This window comes from Diaphorobacter sp. HDW4A (genome assembly GCF_011305995.1).
Taxonomy (GTDB): Bacteria; Pseudomonadota; Gammaproteobacteria; order Burkholderiales; family Burkholderiaceae_C; genus Diaphorobacter_A.
The window spans coordinates 2,542,860-2,566,989 of sequence record NZ_CP049910.1; the positions used below are offsets into that span (position 1 = coordinate 2,542,860).

The window sequence follows — 24,130 nt, forward strand, 5'->3', positions numbered from 1 at the left end:
GCGCAATCTGCTGATTTGTTGGCTTTTTGTTGCCGATGCCATGGATTCTGAAAGTCATGCGACAAAACTGGAACGATTAAGATTTCAGTTCTATATTCAAAAATCATCTAAGAAAAGGGTAACCCCATGGCACGTAACGTCCAATGCATCAAGCTCGGCACCGAAGCTGAAGGCCTAGACTTCCCTCCGTATCCCGGTGAACTGGGCAAACGCATCTATGAAAATGTGAGCAAACAGGCATGGGCCGACTGGCTCAAGCACCAGACCATGCTGGTGAACGAAAACCGCCTGAACCTGGCCGACGCACGTGCGCGCCAATACCTTGCCCGTCAGATGGAGAACCATTTCTTTGGCGGCGGAGCTGATGCGGCTCAGGGCTACGTGCCCCCAAGCGCGTAAGTTCTCGACATCCAATTGATCCAGCGCACGCATTGCGCACGGATCATTCCTGACGGCGGCGTAGAGTCGCCGTTTTGCTTTTCCGACTCTTTTTCTCCTGCCTCATGACCGAGCCTCTTTCCTGGCTTCCCGACGGAACGCCCTTCAGCCCCCGCTTCAACGACCGCTATCACAGCGACGTCAATCGCGGGCTGGATCAGGCCCGGGAGGTGTTCTTTCATGGCTGTGGTCTGCCAGCGGCCTGGGCCGATCAGCCGCAGTGGCGGATTCTCGAGACGGGCTTCGGTCTGGGCCTGAACTTTCTGACCACTTGGAAGGCCTGGCGCGAAGACCCGCATCGCCCGCAGATCCTGCACTTCACCTCGGCCGAGGCTTGGCCCGTCAGCGCGGAAGATCTGCGACGTGCCGCTCCGGAACCATTCAAGACACTGGCCGATGAGCTCAGCCAGCAATTCTGGGGCCTGTTGCCCGGCGTGCACCGTCTGTCATTCGACGAAGGCCGAGTGCTGCTCACGCTCTATATCGGTGACGCCCAGGCCATGCTGCGCCAGCAAAGCCCGGTGACGGACTCGGTGTATCTGGATGGTTTCAGCCCCAAGGTCAATCCCGAACTCTGGAACACTCACATGATCAAGGCCATCGCACGCTGCTGTCATCACGGCACGCGGCTGGCGACCTGGACCATTGCACGGGCGATACGCGACGATTTGGCGCAATGCGGCTTCGAGGTAACGAAGGTGCCCGGCGTGCCGCCCAAACGTGACAACCTGCAGGCCGTGTTCAATCCGCGCTGGGAGCCCCGCGTCACCCGCGAGGCGCTGCCGGATGTGTCGCGCCCGAGTGCAGGAGCCTGCATGGTGATCGGCGCGGGTCTTGCAGGGAGTGCGTGCGCGGCAAGTCTCGCGCGGCGCGGCTGGCAGGTGACGGTGATCGATGCAAATCACGCAGCGGCTGGCGCCTCGGGCCTACCAGCTGGCGTGTTCTCGCCTCACGTCTCGCCTGACGACAGTGTGCTCTCGCGCCTGTCGCGGGCGGGCGTGCGCAGCACCTTACAGACGCTCTCGTTGATGGAGCGAGGCACTGAGTGGGATGACTGCGGTGTGCTGGAGCACCGTGTGGACGGCACGCCTGGAATTCCTAGGGCTTGGAGTGAGGACGCAAAACACTCCGGCACCGACTGGTCACGCACCGCCACGCCCGAGCAATGCACCGCCAACGGCGTGCCGCCCGATGCGACGACCTGCTGGCATCTGCGCGCGGGTTGGGTGCGCCCGCCCCTGCTTGTGGCGCATCAACTTGCACATCCCGCCATCCAACAGATCGACAAAGCCGGCGTGACGCAGCTCGTGCGGGAGTTGGGCGATGATGGGCCTCGCTGGTGTGCCATCAATGCACAAGGCGATAGCATCGCCGTGGCCGATCTGGTGATCATCACTGCAGGCTTCGACAGCCATGCGCTGCTGCAACAACGCTGGCCGCTGCAAGCGCTGCGGGGGCAGGTCAGTTGGGGCTTGCACGACGATTCGACCAATGACGCTCCTTGGCCGCAGGTGCCCGTCAACGGTCATGGCAATCTGGTGCCGCATGTGCCGATGGGTGGCAAGGGGCAAGGCTGGGTGCTGGGCTCCACCTTCGAGCGCGACGTCACCGAACTGCCGCCCAGTGCCGCCGACCGGGCCATGGCACATGCAGAAAATCTGGGCAAGCTGCGCGAGCTGGTACCGCCACTGGCATCGGCAATGGAACCATCCTTCTCCAACTCGCACGCAACGGAAGTCCAAGGCTGGTCGGCCGTGCGCTGCGCCTCGCACGACCGTCTACCCATCGTTGGGCCGGTGGATCACGCCGAGCTGCCCGGTCTATGGGTTTCAACGGCGATGGGATCGCGTGGTCTCACGCTGTCGGTGCTCTGCGCGGAACTGCTGGCCGCGCGGCTTCACCACGAGCCTCTGCCCGTGGAAGCGCGCCTGGCTCAGCTGCTCAGCAGCGAGCGGATGGTGCGCCGCTGATTTTCAGCCAAATCTTCAGCGCGTCATCACCAGCATCTCCACCACTCCTTTGTCGCCGCCCGAGTGCGACTGCAGCGCCTTGCCAATCACCGTGCCTGGAACCACGGCGCCGGATGCGCGCTTGGCATGACCTTCGAGGCTGGCGCTGACCAACAAGTCGCCGGGACGGATCGCGCCCCCCTCCAGCGTCACCTTGACCGGCACGCGGCCCGCCAAAGCGAGCGCGGGCAGACCCGTGGCGTCTTCGATGCTCGCGTTCATCAATACGCCCGGCTTGGTGGTGATCACGCCTGCGACCATGGGGCTTTCGGAGCCCCTTGAAAGTCGGTAATGCAAGGCGTGCTCCGGATCAATCTCGACCACGTCGCCGGGCTGCGGCGTGCGGCCTTGAAAGTCGATCAGCTCAGCAATGTCGGCACCACTATTCTGCGTGCCGCCGTTGAAGAAGCCCTTGCCGGTATCGTCGATACGGGCCACATTTCCGCCCTTCCTGAAAACGGCAAGATTGCCGGCGCCGTTGCCAGACACGACAAGTACATCGCCTGCATTGGAGGAGTTCACGTTCTCGAAGCGGCCAGCAGTGCCTGTTCCACCGCCGATACCCACCTGCCCGATCACACCAATGCCACCGACAGCGTTAGTAACAAAACCACGAACACCATAACCATCTTGACCATCATGCCGCCCGACCACGGCGCCGATGCCCGCGCAGCCAAAACTACCGCACAAGCCGCCGTTTCCCATCCCGGCGCGGCCAACTACAGCTTCTCCATAGGGGTTGTCGCCCATCACTCCCGCAGCGGACATGCTGAACGTCTTGCCCCATACTGCATGGCCCCCCGAGCTCTCGGCATACACGCCCGGCCCTACGCCGTTTTGCATGACATCGACCCCGCGCCCGCCATTGCCACTGTTGCCCAATTGCACGGCAACCCCCGACCCAAAGCCCGCCGAAGATGCACTGATAGCGGCTGCAGTACTGACGCTATTGGTGATCGCTCCGCGCAGTGCACCGCCGGTCCCGGACTGCGTGATATCGAACAAGGTCAGTGCGTTGTTCACGGTCGCCGAATAAGGCAGCGAAAAGCCTGCGACTGGCGGCGGGCAAGGTCCGATGAAACCGAGCGTGAAGTCGATGCACATCTGCGTCGCCTGCCCCGGCAGACCACTCCAGCCCGGAATGGAAATCTTGCCATCCTCCTGCACGCGAAAGCGATCTGCACCGCCAAGGCTGTCCTTGACAACCAGACTGCTGCCCGCCGACGGTTGCACGACCACATCAGCCGCATGCGCCAAGGCCATAGGCAGACACAGGCTGATCAAAGACGCCGTCAAGCGCAGAGAAACGCCCGCCAGAGCGTGAGCGAATGGAACAACTGCTCGCATGGAAAGACTCCTCGGACTTCTGGTGGATTGAATAGGAAACGTGCGTTTGCTGGACTTACTGGCCCGCCTGCGCCGAAGGCAGACTCTTCGGGTCCACAGCGGTCCGCGAAGCCTGCGCAACCGCAGCCGGGTGTTGAGGCGCTGCAGCCTCTGCTGGCTGATCGGAGCTGAGTGCCGGCGGGCCAAGGCGCACATCGTTTTTGGTCCTCGCCTCATTGGCGCCGGACGTCACAGCCACCGGCTCAGCCGAAGGCAACTGTGCAGCCTTTTGCGCCATGGCTTCTTCCAACACGCCGCACAGCATCAGCGCGGCAATACACCGCTTGCATTGAATCGCATATTGCATATTCACCCGAGACTGGTTAGTTGGAGTTATCGACACTATTTGATTTTTTCTTGGAGGATGCATATCGCATGCCGACACAGGCGAGCATCAACCCGAGCAGAACGAGCGTCCATTCAGAAAATACAGGGACCAGCTTGGTCGTGGGATCGGAATAGACGCCATTCTCATCAAAATAGAACCAGCGAAATATGTTCGCACCGGGCACCGACTCGAAAACGCTTGCCTTGCCTGGCGCAATCACCGCCCCCGTTGCCCGGTTGTCCGCCACGTCGACAAAGTGAATATCCTGCAGCGTGGTGGCGGAAATCATGGACGGTGTGCCCGCAGTAGTGCTGCGAATTTTGAGCAGATTTCCGGAAGCCCCACGCAATTGCAATTGCCCCGCCACAGTCACCGTCTTGGCCGCATCGAGCATCAATTGTTTACCCGTCGAGGTCGTGACGGACAGATTGTGAAAGCTGGTTGCGCCACTCACATGCGATTGGGTACGGCCACAGCCATCAATCATGCTGACAGTGCTTGCCCCCGGATTGAATGTACCCGTTGACTCGAAATTGCCCGCTGTATCGATTTGCGCCCCACCTGCATTGAATGTGCCGCCAGCAGCAATGGTGGCGTTGTCCACCGCGTGGATCTGGGCCGTGCCGCCACTGGCCGTTCCATTCACTTGCAGATCCGAACAACCAAGATGGACGACTGCATCGCCGAAATCCACCGAAGAACCTCCGCCTATCTGAAGCTGGGCGGCGGTACCAGGCAATTGATGGCTGGCAACAAGAAGGAAAATCCAAATGACGCGACTGGTGCGCATAATCCCCTCCACCATTTGATTTTTGACTATCAAAAATTAACCATTTCGCCTCTGATTGTGTGAATTTAATTTTTTCAACTGCAAATCCAATCAGGGTTTCTACGAGAATTTTTTTATTTAATCTGATCAACTTCTACCATAGTCACACACCCAACATCTCTCACAATTTAATAAATTTAAATCAAAATTCACCAGCAATAACACCTATCGCTATTCCATACAATTCCGCAGCACCGATCACAAAAATTGAAAGAAAGAATTTCCATAAAAACCAGCGTCCATAAAAAAGACCGGGTGATGCATTCGCATCCCCGGCCATCAAATACCTTGGAAACAAAACAATCAGACGCGATCAGAAACTATGGCGTACTCCAAATTCAAAGCCATCGCTGTTGCCGCCTGGCGACTTCACAGCGAGGCCGAGGTTGTAGTTCATGCCATTGCCCTTGTTGTCGATACGCGCGACATGGCCGTAGAGGGCCGTGCGCTTGGACAGCTCGTAGACATAGCCCAAGGCGAGATGCGCCGCGTCGTTCGCCACGCCCTTGGCCTTGACCTGCGAATAGGCGACGCGGAAATGGCCGGGACCCGCCGGGATGCGCGCGCCCACCAGCGCGCTCTTGGTGGAGGTGTCACCGACCTTATTCTCGTTCCACAGCAGCATCAGCTCCGCGACGCCAAAGTCATACGAGCCGCCGATATTCGTCTGGCGCAGATCGCCCAGTGATGAAATCTCGGTCTTGGTGATGCCCACCGCCACGTTCACCGGACCGGACTTGTAGCCGAGGCGTGCGCCCATCACCCGGCCATCGTTCTTGGTCGGGCCGGAGGCGGAGTTCTCGCCGAAGGCGTACATGGCCTGACCGTAGAGTCCGCCCATCTTCGGCAGGTGATAGCCGATTGAGTTGGACGCACGCACATTGGTGATGCGCGACGGGCTCTGCACGGGATAGAACAGGAACGACGAACTTCCGATGCCGTTGGTGCCGAATGGGCTGAAGTTCGACAGGTTCCAGAAGCCGGGAACATAGTCGCGACCGATGCGCACTTCACCCCATTTGTCACCCATCAGGCTGACCGTGGAACGGCGGCCGAAGGTCAGGCCGCCCGAATTGGACGCGCCGCTGGGCTGGTTGTTGGCGCTGGTGCTGCCACCCGTGCCAACATCGGGATTGATGGCCGCTTCCAGCCAGAATCCGGCCTTGAGTCCTCCGCCGAGATCCTCCACACCGCGGAAACCAAGGCGACTCGACAGATTGCCGTCAGTGCCGAGGAGGTTCGCCGAGCCGTTGCCGCCGCTGCGCAGGTGCGAAACGTTGGTGTCGACAATACCGAACAGGGTGACGGACGAGGACTGCGCGTACACCGCAGCGCCGCTCAAGGCCAGCGCCGTACAGACCGCGACCCGAGATAGTTTGGGCATATTGAAACGTCTCCGAATTGAGTTTTTGCAGGAAATCTGCCGGCGCAGTCTAAAAATTCGACCTGTCATTCCGCTGTCCAAGATTTAGGTAGATGTACGTATGGTGCCGACTGTCATCAAAACGTAGCAAGATGTTCAAAAAGCGCTTCCGACCTTGCGTTTTCCGTCGACAGATCGACGGTTGCGACGCCTTGAGACGGCGTGCGGATCGGCCCACTCGGTCAAGGCATCTATCCCCTGATGCGTGCAGGCCCATGACAGGAATGCCGCATCGCGGCCTGTGATCTGAAACGCATAAGCTTCTGCTTCTTATTCCATTTCAGACATATATGCGTGAATAAATATTCGTTTGAAATCTTAAGAAAGACTTCTACATTCCTCTCCATGGCATAGAAAAAGCCATGCAGCGTGGTCGACGGGTGCGCTCCCAAGTCGCCCTCCCCGCCGTCAACTCCCACTATGTAAGCCGCCGCCATGTACCAATACACAGAATTCGACAAACAGTTCATCCACCTGCGTGCCGAGCAGTACCGCGACCAACTGGAGCGTTTCCAGGCAGGCAAGCTCACGAACGACGAGTTCAAGCCGCTGCGTCTGCAGAATGGCTGGTATGTGCAGCGCTATGCGCCGATGCTGCGGGTGGCTGTGCCCTACGGCGAACTGTCGAGCATCCAACTGCGCGTGCTCGCCAAGGTGGCGCGTGAATATGATCAGCCTGATGCCACTCTGCTGGCTGACGCACAGGCCGCGCAGGAAAAGCTCGGCGACATCCCGCTCGCGGACGGCCGCCGCATCGGCACAGAGTTCAAATACGGCTACGGCCACTTCACCACACGTACCAACGTCCAGTACAACTGGATTCCGCTCGACAAGAGCGCAGACGTGATGGACTTGCTCGCCTCGGTGCAGTTGCACGGCATCCAGACCAGCGGCAATTGCATCCGCAACATCACCACCGACGCGCTCGCCGGCATTGCCGAAGACGAGATCATCGATCCCCGCCCCTACTCCGAAATCCTGCGCCAGTGGAGCACGCTGCACCCCGAGTTCTCGTTCCTGCCGCGCAAGTTCAAGCTGTCACTCAACGGTGCCAAGGAAGACCGCGCCGCGCTCGGCTGGTATGACACCGGCCTGCAACTGGTGAAGAACGAGGCTGGCGAGATTGGTTTCAAGGTGCGCGTGGGTGGCGGCATGGGCCGCACGCCGGTGATCAGCCCAGTGCTGCGCGAGTTCCTGCCATGGAACCAGATCATGAATTACCTCGAAGCAGTGATTCGCGTCTACAACCGCTATGGCCGCCGCGACAACCTCTGGAAGGCGCGCATCAAGATCCTCGTGAAGAGCGAAGGCCAGAGCTACATTGATCAGGTCGAGGAAGAATTCCGCTCCATCGTGGAAGTCGAAGGCGGCCCGCACACCATCACCCAAGCCGAGTTCGACCGCGTCGCGGCCAACTTCAAAGAGCCCGAGCTCGATCTGTCGCCCTCGAACGCCGAGGCCGAAACGCTGGAGTTGCTGCGCACCGCGAGCGAAGAAAACAACGACTTTGGCCGCTGGCTGCACAGCAACGTGCTGCCGCACCGCCTGCCGCAACTGCGCGCCGTGGTGCTGTCGTTCAAGCGCGTGGGCTATGCCCCCGGCGACGCGACGGCCGACCAGATGGACGCGGCAGCCGACTTGGCCGACAAGTTCTCGCACGGTGAACTGCGCGTGACACACGAGCAAAACCTGATCCTGCCCTGGGTTCGCCGCGACCAACTGGCCGAGCTCTACAAGGCCGCGAAGGCGCTGGGTCTGGCCAAGGCCAACATCGGCCTCTTGACCGACATGATCGCCTGCCCAGGCGGTGATTTCTGCTCGCTCGCCAACGCGCGCAGCCTGCCGATTGCCGAAGCCATCACCGAGCGCTATCAAGACCTCGACGAACTGTGGGATCTGGGCGAGATCGACCTGCACATCAGCGGTTGCATCAACTCCTGCGGTCACCACCACAGCGGCCACATCGGCATTCTCGGTGTCGACAAGGACGGCAAGGAGTGGTATCAGATCACGCTCGGCGGCGCGGACGGCACGAACCTCTCTGGCCCCGCACAGGCTGGCAAGATCATTGGCCCATCGTTCAGCGCGGCCGAAGTGCCCGGCGTGATTGAAGCACTGCTTGCCACCTACCGCGATCTGCGCGAAGCTCTGCCCGCAGAAGCCGCCAAGGCCGCACATGGTCAGAAGCACGAAAACTTCATCGACACCGTGCGCCGCGTCGGCATCGAGCCCTTCAAGGCCGCGTCCAACGCCGTACGTCACACCGCTCACGCGGCCGTGTCTGCCTGACCAGCACAAAGAAAACAGATCATCATGCAAATCTTCGCCGCAAACGAACACCAGCCGGTCACGGAAGACCAGAAGCACATCGTCGTGCTGCCCAATGACGCTGACCCGCTCGCCCTCGATCTGGCCGGTGTGGAGCGCATCGACCTCGACTTCCCCAAGTTCACCGACGGCCGCGCCTTCAGTCAAGCACGCCTGCTGCGCCAGCGCCGCCAATTCGCCGGAGAAATCCGCGCCACGGGCGACGTGTTGATCGACCAGCTCGTACAGATGGCACGCTGCGGCTTTGACGTGGCCGTGCTGCGCGAAGGCGTGGACAAGACCGACGCCCAGCGCCAGTTTGAACGCTTCAACGCGTTCTACCAAGGCGACGTGAATCACCCGCTGCCGCATTTCCGCGAAGCCGCCTGAGGAACCCACAACAATGAACGCCCGTACCGAACCCGCGCTGCTCTCGCAACTGAGCAACCGCCATCTGGATGCGCTCGAAGAAGAAACCATCTTCATCCTGCGCGAAGTGGCCGCCGCCTTTGAACGCCCCGCCCTGCTGTTCTCGGGCGGCAAGGATTCACTGGTGATGTTGCGCTGCGCCGAAAAGGCGTTTGGCGCCGGTCGCCTGCCGTATCCGCTGCTCATGATCGACACCGGCCACAACTTCTCCGAAGTGACCGAATTTCGCGACTTCCGCGCCAAGGAACTGGGCGCAGAGTTGATTGTGCGCAGCGTCGAGGACTCGATGGCCCGTGGCACGGTGCGTCTGGCCCATCCCGGCGAATCGCGCAATGTGCACCAGTCGGTCACGCTGCTCGAAGCGATTGAAGAATTCCGCTTTGACGCGCTGATCGGCGGCGCACGCCGCGACGAAGAGAAGGCTCGCGCCAAGGAGCGCATCTTCTCGCACCGTGACAGTTTCGGCCAATGGCAGCCCAAGGCACAGCGCCCCGAACTCTGGACGCTGTTCAACACACGTCTGGCTCCCGGCGAGCATTTCCGCGTGTTCCCGATCAGCAACTGGACCGAGCTGGATGTGTGGCAATACATCGACCGCGAAAAAATCGCGCTGCCTTCGATCTACTACACGCATCAGCGTGAGGTGGTCGAGCGCAAGGGCCTGCTGGTACCCGTGACCGAACTCACCCCGCCACGCGACGGCGAGCAGGTCGTGACCCGCGACGTGCGTTTTCGCACCGTGGGCGACATCACCTGCACCTGCCCCGTGGAAAGCACAGCGGCAACGGCCGGCGACATCGTGATCGAAACGCTGTCCGCCGAAGTCAGCGAACGGGGCGCTACCCGCATGGACGACAAGACCAGCGAAGCCTCGATGGAAAAGCGCAAGAAAGACGGGTATTTTTGATGAGCACCGAGACCATTGAACGCGGCAACGACACCGGCACCAACACCGAACAGGCAGCGCAAACCGTGACCCACGCACCCAACGACGCAGCCCTGCGTTTCATCACCTGCGGCAGCGTCGACGACGGCAAATCCACGCTGATCGGCCGCCTGCTGGTGGACACCCGCGCAGTGCTGCAAGACCAGTTCGCGGGAATCACCAAGAGCGGCGAGACCGATCTGGCACTGCTCACCGATGGCCTTTCCGCCGAGCGCGAGCAAGGCATCACCATCGATGTGGCCTACCGCTACTTCAGCACCGAGCAGCGCAAATTCATCATCGGTGACGCGCCCGGCCACGAGCAGTACACCCGCAACATGGTCACGGCCGCATCCAGCGCCGATGCTGCACTGGTGCTGGTCGACGCCACCAAGCTCGACTGGAAGAACCCGCAGCTCGATCTGCTGCCGCAGACGCGCCGCCACTCGCTGCTGGTCAACCTGCTGCGTGTGCCGTCGCTGATCTTCGCGGTCAACAAGCTCGACGCAGTGGAAGACCCTGCCCTCGCCTTCGCCCACATCCGCAACCAGCTGGCTGCGTTCGCGCATGCTGCAGGCATCACCGTGCGTGCCACCGTGCCGGTCTCGGCGCTCAAAGGCATCAACGTGGTCGACGCCACCAAGGGCTGGGCAGGCTACGAAGGCCCGAGCCTGCTGCAGCTGCTGCACACCCTACCCGCCACGCCCGCCGACCACGAACTGCCGCTGGCGTTCCCGGTGCAGTGGGTGGAGAAATTCTCCTCATCCGCCGACACCCGCCAGGGCCGCCGCGTATTCTGGGGCCGTGTGGCCGCTGGTGTGGCACAACCCGGCCAGCAGGTCACGCTGCTGCCAAGCAACCAGACCGCCACAGTCGCTCAGGTGTTGAACCATGTGCGCGAGCCTGGCGATGTCGAGGCGGGCAACAGCGCCGGCATCGTGCTGGACCGCGAGGTCGACGTCTCGCGTGGCGACTGGATCGTGGCATCGGTGGAAAACACCCAGCCCGCAGCCGACGATGATTTCGACGATGCGCCCGCCAGCCAACCCGCCTGGCCGGGTCAGCGCGAGGTACAGGCCACCGTGGCGTGGATGGACGACGAACCGCTGGTGCCTGGCCGCGTCTACCTCGCGCAGCACGGTCACCGCTGGATCAAGACCAAGGTGCGCCGCGTGGTGCACCGCTTGAACATCAACACGCTGGCCGAAGAAGACGCCGAGCGTCTCGAAGCCAACGCCATCGGCCACGTCGAGTTGCTGCTGCAGGAGGCCGCGCCCGTCGCCCCGTTCACGCAGGCCCGTACACTGGGCTCGTTGATCCTGGTGGACACGGCTAGCCACAAAACGGCCGGTGCCGTCTTGATCCGTTCCTGATAAAGGTTGAAACGTCTTGCAACGCCCGTGAAATGGGCGTCTGCAAGGCCTCCGATGCATGGCGGAGCGAAGCGAATTTGCCGAGTTACCGTATGGCGGCAAGGGCCGCGCTCCACGTCGGGGCATCTAGCGCCTAAAATCAGGGAATTCCCGAAATAGAAAAACACGCTACCACATGACACACGTCGTCACCGAAAACTGCATCAAGTGCAAATACACCGATTGCGTCGATGTTTGCCCCGTTGACTGCTTCCGCGAAGGCCCGAATTTCCTGATCATCGATCCCGATGAATGCATCGACTGCGCAGTCTGCATTCCGGAATGCCCCGCCAATGCCATCTTTGCCGAAGAAGACCTGCCAGCGGACCAGATCGCCTTCATCAAGATCAACGCCGATCTGACGCCCAAGTACAAGAGCATCACCAAGCGCAAGGAACCATTGCCCGAGGCCGATGAATGGAATGGCAAGACCGACAAGGTCCAGTACCTGGACATGTGATTGGCACCGGGTTTGTCGAACACTGACCTTGCCCCTCGCAGCCCCATCGAGACGGATGCCGCAGTCATCGGCGCCGGCCCGGTCGGGCTGTTTCAGGTTTTCCAGCTTGGCCTGCAAGGCATTCACGCGCACCTGATTGACGCCCTGCCGCATCCGGGCGGTCAATGTGCGGAGCTGTACCCCGACAAGCCCATATACGACATCCCCGGCATCAAGGTCTGCACCGGCCGCGAGCTGGCGGCCAAGCTGCGCGAGCAGATTGCACCGTTCGCGCCGACCGAACACCTCGGCGAGCAGATCGCCACGCTCACCGTGCAGCCCGATGGCCGCATTCTGCTGGGCACCTCGTACGGCACGCAACTGCTCGCCCGCTCCGTCTTCATCGCAGCAGGCGTTGGTGCGTTTGTGCCGCGTGCACTCAAGCTCGAAGGCATTGAGCCGCTGGTCGGCTCTCAGGTTTTCTACCATCCGGCGAGCGTAAATGTAGCCAGCGGCAAGCATGTCACCGTGCATGGCGGCGATGAGGCTGCAGTGCGTGCCGCCATCGAGTGCGCCGAAGTCGCCCAAAGCGTCACGCTGCTGCATCGCCGCGATGTCTTCCAAGCCGAGGCGGCCGAACTTGAACGCCTTCAAACCCTGCGCGATGCGGGTCGCATCCGCGTACTGGTCGCACAGATCACCGGCCTCGTGAAAAACGACTCAGGCCAGCTCACTGGTCTGCAGATGCTGGATGGGGATGGCAACGAGATCAGCGAGGCGACCGAGCTGCTGCTCGTCTACCTCGGCATCTCGCCGCGACTCGGCCCGATTTCGGATTGGGGTATCGCCATCGAGCGCAAACAGCTCGTCGTCGACCCCGCGAGCTTCGCCACCAGCGTAACCGGCATCTATGCCGTGGGTGATATCAACACCTATCCCGGCAAGCGTCGCTTGATTCTCTGCGGCTTCCACGAGGCCACGCTCGCGGCCTTTGCGGCGGCGGAGCATCTGAGCGCTGCCCCTGTCGCGCTACAGTACACGACCACCAGCGCCAAGCTGCACGAACGGCTCGGCGTGGAGCACCATCGGGACTAGACTCCGTCACCGTGAAGTGTGTCGGACACCTCGATGTACAGCGCGCTCAGCAACCCCATCACCTTGATCGAATGGCGCGAATAGTCGCCATGGCGCAGCATCTGCGCCGCCTCATCCGTGTGCTGGTCGTCGTGCAACTGCACGATGCGCCCGGCAGCCAAGTGAAACTGTCCATGCGCCACCTTGAGTCCACCAAATGACGGCAGATGGCCAAATTCGCCCGCACCACTGCCATTGATCCACTTGCCGAGCGCGCACTGGTCGTCGCGGCAGATGCGGGTGGCGTCGAGCTTTTCCAGCGATTCGTTGCTGATGTACTTATGCAACCGCACCTTCCATTCGCGATGCACGCGGATGGCCGATGCGAAGTCCAAACCGCCTGCATCCGGAGCATCGTTGGTCTGCTTGGAACGCGAGGCGCTCACGGGCAATGGCACAACCACGGAGCCGCTCGCGCCCGGCGCCCTGCTAGCGTCACGCGCGGAGGGGTTCGGCAATTCATCGCCCTGCGGCCCCTTGTTCAGCCATTGAAACAGACCCATGATGCGTCTCCTCTTTCCAGTCGGCGTGTTCGACAGAAGGGACTGTAATGCGTACATTCGTATTTTTCAATTACAAAATTAACGATAAGCAACATTCGCATGCGACAACGGAATGATTGAGCGCACTAGTGCGTACCAGATTTATGCCGCGCGCGGCTGGGTGTCCGAAACCTCAACATACAGCGTGCTCAACAGCCCCATCACCTTGATTGAGTAGCGTGAGTAGTCGCCGTGGCGCAGCAGTTGCTGGGCCTCTTGCGTGTGCTTGTCGTCGTGCAACTGCACGATGCGACCAGCCGCCAGATGGAACAACCCGTGGCAGACCTTGAGCTCACCGAATGACGGCAGATGACCGAAGTCGTCCGCGCCGCGCCCGTTGATCCACTTGCCGAGCACGCACTGGTCGTCGCGGCAGATCACGCGGTAGTTGAGTTGCTCGTCGGATTCATTGCCGAGATACTTGCCGAGGCGGTTTTTCCAGTTGCGATGCGCCTGGATGGCCGACGCGAAATCGAGACCGCCCACACTCTGTTCGGACTCCTGCACCGCACCGGGCAGCGGCGCTGCCACCGGCTTGCTTGACGGTACCAACGTCAGACCAGGCGCAACCGTGTCCGCGAACGCGGGTGCGGCCTCGGCGGCGGCCTTGCGCTGAGAGGTCGATGGCTTGGCTGCCGGTTCGGCGCGCTTGCCCTTCATCCAGTCAAAAAGTCCCACAGAGCACTCCTCGGCGTTGAGTTAAGACGGCAATCGAGTGAGTCGGCTTAAATTGCGTCTATTAATTCGATTGCGTTAATTTATGTTATTTAAATCAACAATAATTTTCTAATAGATTTTAGCTAAATCAATTGTTGTTGACATTTTTTACTGCCACTCGGCGCACTGAAATACGGACCCCAAGACGAACTGCTGCTCGCGTGGCTATACTCGCGCGTCGCTAGGGGTGTTGCTGCGAGTCAATCTTTGGATGACTGGTTGTGGCTGAGAAAGTCCCTTTGAACCTGTGAGTTAATCCTCGCGCAGGGAAGCCGTCTGCCAACGAATCAAACGCGCGCATCAACGCCGCAGTTCTCATACCAGACGATCGTCTCTGCGCACATCCGATCATCGTTCCCGGAGCGTGCATGCAGCAGTCAGGCCACCCATCGAAACCCGCCACCAACGAGGCACTGGCACCCTTGCCAGCGGATCGGCGGGTGTTCCGCACGATTGACCACGCCGCGCTCTGGTTCAGTCTGGGCGTGGGGCTGCTGGTCATGCAGGTGGGCTCGTTCCTCATTCCGGCGCTCAGCATGCAGCAGGCGCTGCTCGCAATCGTGTTGGGTTCGCTGATCGGTGCCGGACTGCTCGGCTGGGTCGCGAAGATCGCCAGCGACAGCGGCCTCGCGAGTGCCGGTCTGATGCACACCGTCTACGGCCGCCGGTTCGCCAGCCTGCCCATTCTGCTGAACATCGTGCAACTGATCGGCTGGGGCACGTTCGAGCTGGTCGTGATGCGCGACGCCACGGTCGCCATCGGTCGCCAGTCAGGCGTCATGAAGGACGCCTGGTGGCCGATTCTTGCAACGCTGATCTGGGGTGGCGCGGTGGTGGCACTGATCAGCGGTTCCATGGTGCAACTGGTGCGCAAAGTGATCGCGCGCGTCGCGCTGCCGCTGGTCGTACTGTCGCTGCTGTGGCTGACCTGGCAGTTCCTCGCCGTGGCTTTCGACCTCGGCATCCACGTAATCTGGGACCGTCCCGGCCAAGGCGGCATGGGCGTGATGTCCGCGCTCGACCTGGTGATCGCGATGCCGATCTCGTGGCTGCCGCTGGTGGCCGACTACGCGCGCCACGGCAAGACCGGCCAGGGCGCGCTGCGCGGCACCTGGATCGGCTATGCGATCGCCAACGTCTGGTGCTACGCGCTCGGCGTGCTGGTCGCGCTGGTGCTGCCCTCCGCCGATTTGGTGACCGCCCTGCTGCTCGCACAAGGTGGCCTGATCGCCGTGTCACTGATCCTCATCGACGAAGTGGACAACGCCTACGGCGATGTCTACTCGGGTGCCGTCTCCACCCACAGCCTGTTGCCGCGCTGGGGCGTGCGCAGTTGGGGCATGGTGGTCGCCCTCGCCTGCACCGGCATGGCGCTGGTGCTGCCGATGCACAGCCTCGAGCCCTTCCTGCTGATGCTGAGTTCGGTCTTCGTACCACTGTTCGGCGTGATCCTCGGCCGCCTCGCGTTTGGTGCGAACACCCAGAAGCTGCTTGAGGACGCGGGCAACGTGCACATCGTGCCGGTGATCATCTGGATCGCGGGCATCGCCTGCTACCACCTGCTGCCGCTCGTCCTGCCCGCGCTGGGCTCTGCGATTCCGACGCTCGTGATCTGCTTCGTCGCGACGCGCCTGCTCGTGCGCACACGCTGACCATCTTTTCGTGTTCGAGAAATCGCGAAATTAGTTGGAACTTTGCGGCGCGCTGGCCCTCCCTTTCTGGGTTACTCATCTTTTTGAACGGGCAACCCCAACACAAGGAGAACCAGCGCAGTGCTTTCTACAGCCGCATCCAGCATCACCCCCTCCCGTTTCTTGCCTGGCCGCGCATTGGCCGTCGCCTGCGTGATCGGCATGAGCCTGCTCACCGCCACGGTCGCCGAGGCACGGGAATTCGTCAGCATCAAGGGCAAGACCGTCAACGTGCGGGAGCAGCCGAACACGCGCTCTGCAACGCTGTGGGAGCTGGGGTCGGGCTATCCGCTGCAGGTGCAGCAGCGCAAGGGCCAGTGGCTCAAGGTGCGTGACTACGAGGCGACGCTCGGCTGGGTGCATGCGCCGCTGACGAACAAAACGCCGCATCGCATCGTGACCGCACGCTCGGCCAATCTGCGCGCCACGCCGTCGGGCAACGGCAAGATCGTCAGCAAACTGCCGCGCCACGAGGTCGTGCAGACCGTCAAAAATTCGGGCACCTGGGTGCAGGTGCGCACCGAATCCGGCAAGCAAGGCTGGGTCGCCAAGAACCTCACCTGGGGTTGGTGATCAGCCCCGCCCCCGGTTCGATTCAGGGTTGTCAGCCGATGACGACCTGTGCGATGGGCGCGTAGCCGTGATTCAACGGGCCGTGGCCACGGCCCGTGTGCACGTCCGCGCCTGCCGCAATCGCGCCGAGGATGTAGCCGCGCGCCTTTTCCACCGCCAAGGGCAACGGCGCACCGAGTGCCAGATGCGACGCGATGGCCGACGACAGCGTGCAGCCCGTGCCGTGGCCGTTGTGCGTGGCGATGCGTTGGGATTCGAGGCGCAGGTGCTCGGTCTTGTTCAGCGCAAGCACGTCCACCACCCAGTCGCCCGGCAGATGACCACCCTTGAGCAGCGCGGTGCGCGCGCCCAGGTCGAGCAGCGCATTCGCGGCCTCATCCAGATCGGCCTCGCCCGCGATCTTGCGGCCGAGCAGCCAGCCCGCTTCGTCGAGATTGGGCGTGACCACAGCCACCAGCGGGAACAGCTCACCGACCAGCGCGGCCTCGGTTTCCTGTGCGATCAAGCGGTCACCGCTGGTGGCCACCATCACCGGATCGAGCACCACGTTGGGCAGGCCATGACGACGGATCGCGTCGGCCACCACGCGCACCACCTCGGGCGAATGCAGCATGCCGATCTTGACCGCGTCCACGCCGATGTCTTCGACCACGGCGTCGATCTGTGCCCGCAGAAATTCGGGCGGCACACCGTGGATGCCGCGCACGCCCTGCGTGTTCTGGGCGGTGAGCGCGGTGAGCGCGGTCATGCCGTAGCAGCCCAGCGCGCTGAAGGTCTTGAGGTCGGCCTGAATGCCCGCGCCGCCGCCGCTGTCGGACCCGGCGATGGACAACACGCGTGCGTAGCGACGCTTGTCTTGCTGCGTCTGAAGTTCTTTGCTCATTCAAAAATTATCGTGTATTCCGCATCGCCTTTTGCAAGAACGTGTCTACAGACGGAATCGCTCACCTCAACCGATACAACGCGAGGGACATGAACCAGTTCAAGGAATTTGCCGTTGTCATTGTGTTGTAATCACGACTCGGACGAAACAGGGGTGCCCACGCGGAGCGTGCGGCTGAGAACATACCCTCTACCCGATCCAGACAATGCTGGCGTGGGGAGTTTCTGCAAAAAAGCGGCACCGGCGTGTTTTGTCCATTTGTTGCCTATTGAAGAGATAGGGTTGGAACTGGACGAAATAGGACAAGATGCTTCCGCTTCAAAAAAACTCCACGATCACGATTCTGGGTGCGGGCCTCATGGGCCGGCTGCTGGCCGTCGAGCTGGCGCGCAAGGGCCACCGCGTCGAGGTGTTCGAAGCACAGGGCCCCGATGCACAAGGCGCAGCCGCGCACGTGGCGGCTGCGATGCTCGCGCCGCTGGCCGAATCGGCCGTGACGGAGCCCGGCGTGGTGCGCATGGGCCAGTACGCGCTGCCGCGCTGGCAGGAACTGATCGGTCAACTCTCGCAGCCCGTGTTCTTCCAGCAGAACGGCACACTGATTCTCTGGCACCGCCTTGACGCGGGCGAGGCCACGCGCTTTCAGCACAAGCTCACCCAGACCCAAGCACAGATCCCCGAGCTGCAGCCGCTTGAAATGCTGAACAGCGCGCAGGTCGATGCGCTCGAACCCGCAGTCGCCTCGCGCTTCGCCAATGGCATGTACCTTCCCGGCGAAGGCCAGCTCGACAACCGCCAGTTGCTCGCGGCACTCGAAGTGGCGATGACCGAACTCGGCGTGAAGGTGCACTGGAACACACCCAAGCAGCCCGAGGACATCACGCCCGGCAACGCGGACTTGGTGCTCGACTGCCGAGGTCTCGGCGCCAAGCCCACCTGGAATGCGCTGCGCGGCGTGCGAGGCGAGGTCGTGCGCCTGTACGCACCTGAGGTTACGCTGCAGCGCCCGACGCGCCTCGTGCACCCACGCTACCCGATTTACATAGCGCCCAAGGAAAATCACCTGTTCGTGATCGGCGCGACCGAGATCGAGTCGGACGACATGTCTCCCGCAAGCGTGCGCTCGACGCTGGAGCTGCTCTCCGCCGCCTATGCGGTGCATTCCGGTTTTGCCGAGGCGCGCATTCTTGAGATCGCCACGCAATGCCGCCCCACGCTGCCTGACAATCTGCCCGCCGTGCGTCAGGTGCGCAAGAATGTGCTCGAAGTGAACGGTCTGTACCGTCACGGCTTCATGATCTCGCCCGCGATGCTGGACGTGGTCATGGAGGTGCTGGAGACCGGACAATCGGCACTCGCTCCCCGTTTTGATCTTTCCGTGCAGTTGGATTGACATCTGCTCCACTCCAAGCGATATCACCATGAACGTGACCGTCAACCAGAAGAACATCGACCTGCCAGACAACGCCACCGTCGCCGACCTCGTGGTGCAAATGCAGGCCAAACCACCGTTTGCCGTTGCAGTGAACCTGCAATTCGTGCCCAAGACCCGCTACGCACAACATGCGCTGGCTGCGGGCGATGCGGTGGAAGTCATCGCGCCGGTCACCGGCGGCTGAACGGGTCAGCTCCGTCAGCTTATACAAAAAAGGTTGAACCCAACATGTCCCCTACCCCCAACACCGATCCGTTCGTGCTCTACGGCCAGACGCTGCAAAGCCGCCTGCTGCTGGGTACCGCCCGTTACCCCTCGCCCGCTGTGCTGCAAGCCGCCGTCGCGCGCAGCAAGCCCGGCATGGTGACCGCGTCACTGCGCCGCCAAGGCAGCAATGCGGCTGAGACCGGCAGTAGCTTCTGGGAACTGCTGCGCAGCCTGAACGTGCCAGTGCTGCCCAACACCGCCGGTTGCCACAGCGCGCAGGAGGCCATCACCACCGCGCAGATGGCGCGCGAGGTGTTCGACACGCCGTGGATCAAGCTTGAGCTGATCGGCGACGACTACACGCTGCAGCCTGACACGCTGAACCTCGTCTCCACCGCCGAGCATCTGGTCCGCGAAGGCTTCTGGGTGCTGCCGTACTGCACCGAAGATCTGGTGCTGTGCCAGCGCCTCGTCGATGTGGGCTGCCAAGCCGTCATGCCGTGGGCCGCGCCCATCGGCACGGGCCGTGGCCCCATCAACCCCTACGCGCTGCAGATGCTGCGCGAGCGCCTGTCGGTGCCGATGCTGGTGGACGCCGGTCTGGGCCTGCCCTCGCACGCCTGCCAGGTGATGGAATGGGGCTTTGACGGCGTGCTGCTGAACACCGCCGTGGCGCTGGCCACTGACCCGGTCGCGATGGCCGGCGCCTTCGCTGATGCGGTCTCCGCCGGCCGCGCCGCGCGCACAGCCGGTGCGATGACGCCGCAGGACTCCGCCCAGCCGAGCACCCCCGTGCTGGGCACACCGTTCTGGCACCACAACAATGGTTGAGCCCATGCAAAACGATCTGACTGTGGACGCGATGAAGCAGGCGATTCTGGCTGCGCACGCCAGCGCCTTTGCCGATTTTCCTGCGCAGCCCGAACCGGCTCCCGCCATCAACAACAACATTGATGACCCGGTCTACCGCGCCGCGCTCGCGACCTGCAGCCAGTTGGGTTTCATCGGGCATGACGCCGACTGCGTCGCGAACGCATGGAAGACGCAGACCGCGCGCACCGGCCATTTCGACGCAGCAGCGTGGCCGGTCGAACCTGCGGACTTCGGCCTGCAGCCCGTGCCGCATGCTCAACCATTCGCCGCCTGCCCGAAGAACCTCGGTCTCTACGCCGTGCTGCCCGATGCCGCCATGGTTGGCCGCATGGCACGAGCGGGAGTGCCCACCGTGCAACTGCGCTTCAAGTCGACCGACCCTGCGGCCATCGAGGCCGAGGTAAAGGCCTGCGTCGAGGCGGTGCGTGGCACCGACGCGCATCTCTACATCAACGACCACTGGCGCATCGCGATTGCAGCGGGCTCCTACGGCGTGCATCTGGGTCAGGAAGATCTCGACGCGCTCACGCAGGAGGAAATCTCCACGCTGCGCGATTCGGGCGTGCGCCTCGGCGTGAGCACCCACGGCTATGCCGAGATGGTGCGCGCCGATGCGGTCGCGCCGAGCTACATCGCCATGGGCGCGGTGTTTCCCACTACGCTCAAGAAGATGGCCACGGTGCCACAGGGCATAGCGCGCCTTGAGCAATACGCAAAGCTGATGTGCCACTATCCCCAAGTCGCCATCGGCGGCATCGGGCTTGATCAGTTCCCACAAATCCTCGCCACCGGTGTGAGATCCATTGCCGTGGTGCGCGCCATCGTCAATGCGGCCGACCCGGAGAAGGCCGCCGCCGAGCTCATGCATGCCATGGGCTCATGACGTCAGGAAAAATTCTCACATCTGACAAATGTGCTACGTGAGCACTCATGCCGCCATAATCGCGGCATGAGCAGCACATCCATTACTTTTTCTCAGGTCGGCATCGTAGGCACGGGTGCCATGGGCCGTGGCATTGCGCAGATCGCCGCACAGGCGGGCAGCAAGGTATGCCTCTTCGACACCAACCCCGAGGCGGCTGCCGCTGCGCAAAAGCAGATCGAGCAGCAATGGCAGAAGCTCGCCGAAAAGGGAAAGATCGACGCCGCCAAGGTCGCGCAGTGGTCCGCCCTGCTCAAGCCGGTGACGACGCTCGGTGATCTGTCGAGCTGCGATCTGGTGATCGAAGCCATCGTCGAGCGGCTGGATGTGAAGCGCGAACTCTTCGCGCAGCTCGAGACCATCGTCGAGAGCACCGCCGTTCTGGTGACCAACACCTCGTCACTATCGGTCACCGCGATCGCCGCCAACCTCAAGTCCGCACACCGCTTTGCGGGCTACCACTTCTTCAACCCCGTGCCGCTCATGAAGGTGGTCGAAGTGATTGCCGGTCTCAAGACCGACGCCGTCACCTGCGAACGCCTCACTCAATACGCCCGCGAGATGGGCCACACGCCCGTCACCGCGCAGGACACTCCCGGCTTCATCGTCAACCACGCAGGCCGTGGCTACAACACCGAAGCGCTGCGCATCCTGAACGAAGGCGTGACCGACATCGTCACCATCGACCGCATCCTGCGCGATCAGGTCGGTTTCAAGCTCGGCCCGTTCGAGCTCATGGACCTGACCGGCCTCGACGTGTCGCACCCCGTCATGGAGTCGATCTACAACCAGTACTACCAGGAGCCGCGCTACCGCCCCAGCGTGATCGCCGCGCAGCGCGTGGCCGGTGGCGTATTCGGCCGCAAGACCAGCGAAGGCTTCTACCAGTACGACAACGGCGTGCAGCAGGTGCCCGAAGAGCAGCCTGTTCCTCAGGTCGACAACATTCCGCCCGTCTGGGTCTCCACCCGCGCGGCCCGCCGTGCGGAGCTCTATCAGCTGCTCAAGGACCTCGGTGCTCGTGTCGAAACCGGCCAGTCGCCATCCGCAGAAGCACTGACGCTGGTGGCCCCGCTCGGCTTTGACGTGACGACCGTGGCCGTGGTCGAGCGTCTCGATCCCGCGCGCACCATCGGCATCGACATGCTGATCGACGACGCCGCCACCAAGCGCCGCGTGCTGGCCACCAACCCCGCTACCCGCACCGACTACCGCGACGCCGCGCACGCCCTCTTCGCGCGTGACGGCAAGAAGGTCTCGGTGATCCGCGACAGCGGTGGCTTCGTGACGCAGCGCGTCGTGGCCACCATCGTCAACATCGCCAGCGACATCTGCCAGCAAGGCGTCTGCAGCCCCAAGGATCTCGAGACTGCCGTCACGCTGGGCCTCGGCTACCCGATGGGCCCGCTCGCCATGGGCAATCTCTGGGGTCCCACCAACGTGCTCGAGGTGCTGTTCAACATGCAGACCGTCTACGGCGATACCCGCTACCGCCCCAGCCCCTGGCTGCGCCGCCGCGGTGCCATCGGCCTGAGCCTGATGCACGAAGAAGAGTGATGACGGAGTGATCTGATCACCGCACAGAACCAGAGAGAAGAGACAAACCGCCATGCCCGCCGAACTCAAAAGCTCCAGCCACGATCACACGCTGATCCTGACGCTCAACGACCCCAGCACGCGCAACGCACTCAGCCCGGACATCTACGCGGCCGGTGTCGAAGCGCTCAACGGGGCCGAACGCAACCGCGACATCCGCAGCGTGATCATCACGGGCGCGGGCGGCATGTTCAGCGCGGGCGGCAATCTCAACCGGCTGCAGGCGCGCAGACAGGAAAGTGCCGAAGAGCAAGCACGCGGCGTGAACGCGCTTCATGGCTGGATCGACACCATCCGCAACTTTCCCAAGCCGGTGATCGCGGCCGTTGAAGGCCCGGCCGCCGGTGCCGGTTTCTCGCTGGCGCTGGCCTGCGACCTCATCGTCGCCTCGCGCGACGCGGTGTTCATCATGGCCTACGCGCGCGTGGGCCTGTCGCCCGACGGTGGCGGCACCTGGAGCCTCGCCCAGTCGCTGCCGCGCCAACTCGCGATGGAAATCCTCATGGGCGCCGACAGGGTCGACGTGCAGCGCCTGCACACGCTCGGCGTGGTCAACCGCCTCACGCAACCGGGCGAGGCGCTGAGCGAAGCCCTGACACTGGCCAACGCACTCGACCAGCGCGCGCCCAACGCCCTCGCCAGCATCAAGGAACTGGTCACCGACGCCAGCGGCAACAGCTTGCACGCGCACCTTGATCAGGAGCGCAATCACTTCGTGAAAAACCTCTCGCACGCCAATGCGGGCGAAGGCATTGCGGCCTTCTTCGAAAAACGCACTGCCCGTTATCAGTAAGATGAAAGGCTTGCAGAGGCACCGGTCACGCGAGTGACAGCAAGTGCCATGTCAGTCACCCAAAAGACAGCCTATGGACGAGCCGATTCTTAGCATAGAAGAACGTGAAGCGATCAACAGTGGTCGCTGGTTTTCATCTTTGTCGCCTTCGCTGCGACATGACATTCTTCGATGCGCTTACGTCAAACGATTTCGCGATGGAGGGCTGATCAGTGCGCGCGGCGATCCACCGGACGAGTGGATCGCCTGCGCTCGTGGCGCGGTGCGCGTGAGCTCGACCTCGATCTCCGGCAAGCAGATCACGCTGACCTACGTAGAGCCCGGCATCTGGTTCGGCGACGTGGCGATGTTCGACGGAGACCGCCGCACGCACGACGCCTACGCGCATGGCGACTCGACCATCCTGTGCGTCGCCCGCGCCGACTTCAAGAAGATTCTCTCGCAGCACGCCGAACTCTACGACGCCCTGCTGCAACTGCAGTCACGCCGCATCCGCCAGCTCTTCGGCCTCGTCGAAGACCTAAACACCCTGCCCCTGCGCTCGCGTCTGGCCAAGCAACTTCTGCACCTGGCCCGCAGCTACGGAGTCCCCAGCCTCGCGGACGGCGACGACATCCGCATCGGCCTGCAACTGGCGCAGGAAGAGTTGGCGCAATTGCTCGGCGCATCGCGCCAACGTGTCAACCAGGAACTCAAGGCGATGGAACGCGAGGACGCGATTCGCATCGAAGCGGGCGGCCTCGTGGTTCGCGATCGCTCCAAACTGATGCGCATCGCCGAGGCAAATTAAGCGCCCCTTGCTCGCGCAGCGCTTGCTTTGATTGCGCTGGCCGGGACTG

At 62.4% G+C, this 24,130-nt stretch carries 24 protein-coding genes and 2 riboswitches; of the genes, 17 read left to right on the top strand and 7 right to left on the bottom strand.

Annotated elements, in window-relative coordinates; all coding sequences use genetic code 11:
• Positions 1-126 precede the first annotated feature (126 nt).
• Together G7047_RS11490 and mnmC are read left to right on the top strand one after the other, a co-directional pair.
• The gene (locus G7047_RS11490; RefSeq protein ID WP_166305174.1) at positions 127-399 is read left to right on the top strand and encodes an oxidative damage protection protein; all 273 of its coding nucleotides are present in this window, start codon (positions 127-129) and stop codon (positions 397-399) included.
• 104 nt (positions 400-503) lie between these two features.
• The gene (mnmC, locus tag G7047_RS11495; protein WP_166305177.1) at positions 504-2,408 is read left to right on the top strand and encodes an FAD-dependent 5-carboxymethylaminomethyl-2-thiouridine(34) oxidoreductase MnmC; all 1,905 of its coding nucleotides are present in this window, start codon (positions 504-506) and stop codon (positions 2,406-2,408) included.
• Positions 2,409-2,423: 15 nt separating this feature from the next.
• Here mnmC and G7047_RS11500 read toward each other — a convergent pair whose 3' ends face one another.
• The 4 genes from G7047_RS11500 to G7047_RS11515 form a co-directional block, all read right to left on the bottom strand.
• Positions 2,424-3,794, bottom strand: coding sequence for a hypothetical protein (locus G7047_RS11500; RefSeq protein WP_166305180.1), 1,371 nt, complete (start codon positions 3,792-3,794; stop codon positions 2,424-2,426).
• A 55-nt stretch (positions 3,795-3,849) separates the two neighbouring features.
• Positions 3,850-4,140 (bottom strand): hypothetical protein, encoded by a 291-nt coding sequence (locus G7047_RS11505; protein WP_166305182.1) that lies wholly within the window; start codon positions 4,138-4,140, stop codon positions 3,850-3,852.
• A gap of 16 nt (positions 4,141-4,156) precedes the next feature.
• Positions 4,157-4,951 carry a hypothetical protein gene (locus G7047_RS11510; RefSeq protein WP_166305185.1) on the bottom strand — a complete coding sequence of 265 codons (795 nt, stop codon included), beginning with the start codon at positions 4,949-4,951 and terminating at the stop codon, positions 4,157-4,159.
• A gap of 352 nt (positions 4,952-5,303) precedes the next feature.
• Positions 5,304-6,374 (bottom strand): porin, encoded by a 1,071-nt coding sequence (locus tag G7047_RS11515; RefSeq protein WP_166305188.1) that lies wholly within the window; start codon positions 6,372-6,374, stop codon positions 5,304-5,306.
• 474 nt (positions 6,375-6,848) lie between these two features.
• Here G7047_RS11515 and G7047_RS11520 point away from each other — a divergent pair, with 474 nt between their 5' ends.
• The 6 genes from G7047_RS11520 (at position 6,849) to G7047_RS11545 (ending at position 13,020) form a co-directional block, all read left to right on the top strand.
• Complete coding sequence (locus G7047_RS11520; protein WP_166305191.1) at positions 6,849-8,702, top strand: nitrite/sulfite reductase; 1,854 nt, start codon at positions 6,849-6,851, stop codon at positions 8,700-8,702.
• Positions 8,703-8,726: 24 nt separating this feature from the next.
• Positions 8,727-9,110 carry a DUF934 domain-containing protein gene (locus G7047_RS11525; protein WP_166305194.1) on the top strand — a complete coding sequence of 128 codons (384 nt, stop codon included), beginning with the start codon at positions 8,727-8,729 and terminating at the stop codon, positions 9,108-9,110.
• Between the two features lie 13 nt (positions 9,111-9,123).
• The gene (gene cysD / locus G7047_RS11530; protein WP_166305197.1) at positions 9,124-10,056 is read left to right on the top strand and encodes a sulfate adenylyltransferase subunit CysD; all 933 of its coding nucleotides are present in this window, start codon (positions 9,124-9,126) and stop codon (positions 10,054-10,056) included.
• Positions 10,056-11,447 (top strand): sulfate adenylyltransferase subunit 1, encoded by a 1,392-nt coding sequence (locus G7047_RS11535; RefSeq protein WP_166305200.1) that lies wholly within the window; start codon positions 10,056-10,058, stop codon positions 11,445-11,447. Before cysD ends, G7047_RS11535 begins: the two co-directional genes overlap by 1 nt.
• Before the next feature lie 175 nt (positions 11,448-11,622).
• Positions 11,623-11,946, top strand: a complete 324-nt coding sequence (gene fdxA, locus G7047_RS11540; protein WP_166305203.1) for a ferredoxin FdxA — start codon at positions 11,623-11,625, stop codon at positions 11,944-11,946.
• A 12-nt stretch (positions 11,947-11,958) separates the two neighbouring features.
• Entirely contained in the window at positions 11,959-13,020 is a 1,062-nt protein-coding gene (locus tag G7047_RS11545) for an NAD(P)/FAD-dependent oxidoreductase (RefSeq protein WP_166305206.1), read from the top strand.
• Here the strand turns inward: G7047_RS11545 and G7047_RS11550 are convergent.
• Both G7047_RS11550 and G7047_RS11555 read right to left on the bottom strand, forming a co-directional pair.
• The gene (locus tag G7047_RS11550) at positions 13,017-13,562 is read right to left on the bottom strand and encodes a CZB domain-containing protein (RefSeq protein WP_166305209.1); all 546 of its coding nucleotides are present in this window, start codon (positions 13,560-13,562) and stop codon (positions 13,017-13,019) included. The two genes, G7047_RS11545 and G7047_RS11550, sit on opposite strands and share 4 nt — an antisense overlap.
• Before the next feature lie 141 nt (positions 13,563-13,703).
• Entirely contained in the window at positions 13,704-14,279 is a 576-nt protein-coding gene (locus G7047_RS11555; RefSeq protein ID WP_166305212.1) for a CZB domain-containing protein, read from the bottom strand.
• Between the two features lie 212 nt (positions 14,280-14,491).
• A riboswitch (TPP riboswitch) is annotated at positions 14,492-14,605 on the top strand.
• 81 nt (positions 14,606-14,686) lie between these two features.
• On the opposite strand from G7047_RS11555, the gene G7047_RS11560 reads away from it, so the two are divergent.
• Both G7047_RS11560 and G7047_RS11565 read left to right on the top strand, forming a co-directional pair.
• On the top strand, positions 14,687-15,970 hold the full coding sequence (locus G7047_RS11560; protein ID WP_166305215.1) for a cytosine permease: 1,284 nt from the start codon (positions 14,687-14,689) through the stop codon (positions 15,968-15,970).
• A gap of 201 nt (positions 15,971-16,171) precedes the next feature.
• Positions 16,172-16,582: an SH3 domain-containing protein gene (locus G7047_RS11565; protein WP_166312023.1), complete on the top strand. Its 411-nt coding sequence runs from the start codon at positions 16,172-16,174 to the stop codon at positions 16,580-16,582.
• A gap of 31 nt (positions 16,583-16,613) precedes the next feature.
• On the opposite strand, the gene thiD is transcribed toward G7047_RS11565, so the two are convergent.
• Positions 16,614-17,465, bottom strand: a complete 852-nt coding sequence (gene thiD, locus G7047_RS11570) for a bifunctional hydroxymethylpyrimidine kinase/phosphomethylpyrimidine kinase (protein ID WP_166305218.1) — start codon at positions 17,463-17,465, stop codon at positions 16,614-16,616.
• A 139-nt stretch (positions 17,466-17,604) separates the two neighbouring features.
• Positions 17,605-17,702, top strand: a riboswitch (TPP riboswitch).
• A 70-nt stretch (positions 17,703-17,772) separates the two neighbouring features.
• Between thiD and thiO the strand changes: the two genes are divergently transcribed.
• From thiO to G7047_RS11605, 7 genes are all read left to right on the top strand, one after another.
• Positions 17,773-18,858, top strand: coding sequence for a glycine oxidase ThiO (gene thiO, locus G7047_RS11575; protein ID WP_166305221.1), 1,086 nt, complete (start codon positions 17,773-17,775; stop codon positions 18,856-18,858).
• Between the two features lie 28 nt (positions 18,859-18,886).
• Entirely contained in the window at positions 18,887-19,084 is a 198-nt protein-coding gene (gene thiS, locus G7047_RS11580; RefSeq protein WP_166305224.1) for a sulfur carrier protein ThiS, read from the top strand.
• Between the two features lie 44 nt (positions 19,085-19,128).
• Complete coding sequence (locus G7047_RS11585) at positions 19,129-19,938, top strand: thiazole synthase (protein ID WP_166305227.1); 810 nt, start codon at positions 19,129-19,131, stop codon at positions 19,936-19,938.
• A gap of 4 nt (positions 19,939-19,942) precedes the next feature.
• Positions 19,943-20,863, top strand: coding sequence for a thiamine phosphate synthase (gene thiE / locus G7047_RS11590; RefSeq protein ID WP_166305230.1), 921 nt, complete (start codon positions 19,943-19,945; stop codon positions 20,861-20,863).
• Between the two features lie 21 nt (positions 20,864-20,884).
• Entirely contained in the window at positions 20,885-22,459 is a 1,575-nt protein-coding gene (locus G7047_RS11595) for a 3-hydroxyacyl-CoA dehydrogenase (RefSeq protein WP_256376850.1), read from the top strand.
• Between the two features lie 52 nt (positions 22,460-22,511).
• Positions 22,512-23,291: an oxepin-CoA hydrolase, alternative type gene (locus G7047_RS11600; protein ID WP_166305236.1), complete on the top strand. Its 780-nt coding sequence runs from the start codon at positions 22,512-22,514 to the stop codon at positions 23,289-23,291.
• 73 nt (positions 23,292-23,364) lie between these two features.
• Positions 23,365-24,081: a Crp/Fnr family transcriptional regulator gene (locus G7047_RS11605; RefSeq protein WP_166305239.1), complete on the top strand. Its 717-nt coding sequence runs from the start codon at positions 23,365-23,367 to the stop codon at positions 24,079-24,081.
• Positions 24,082-24,130: the final 49 nt, after the last annotated feature.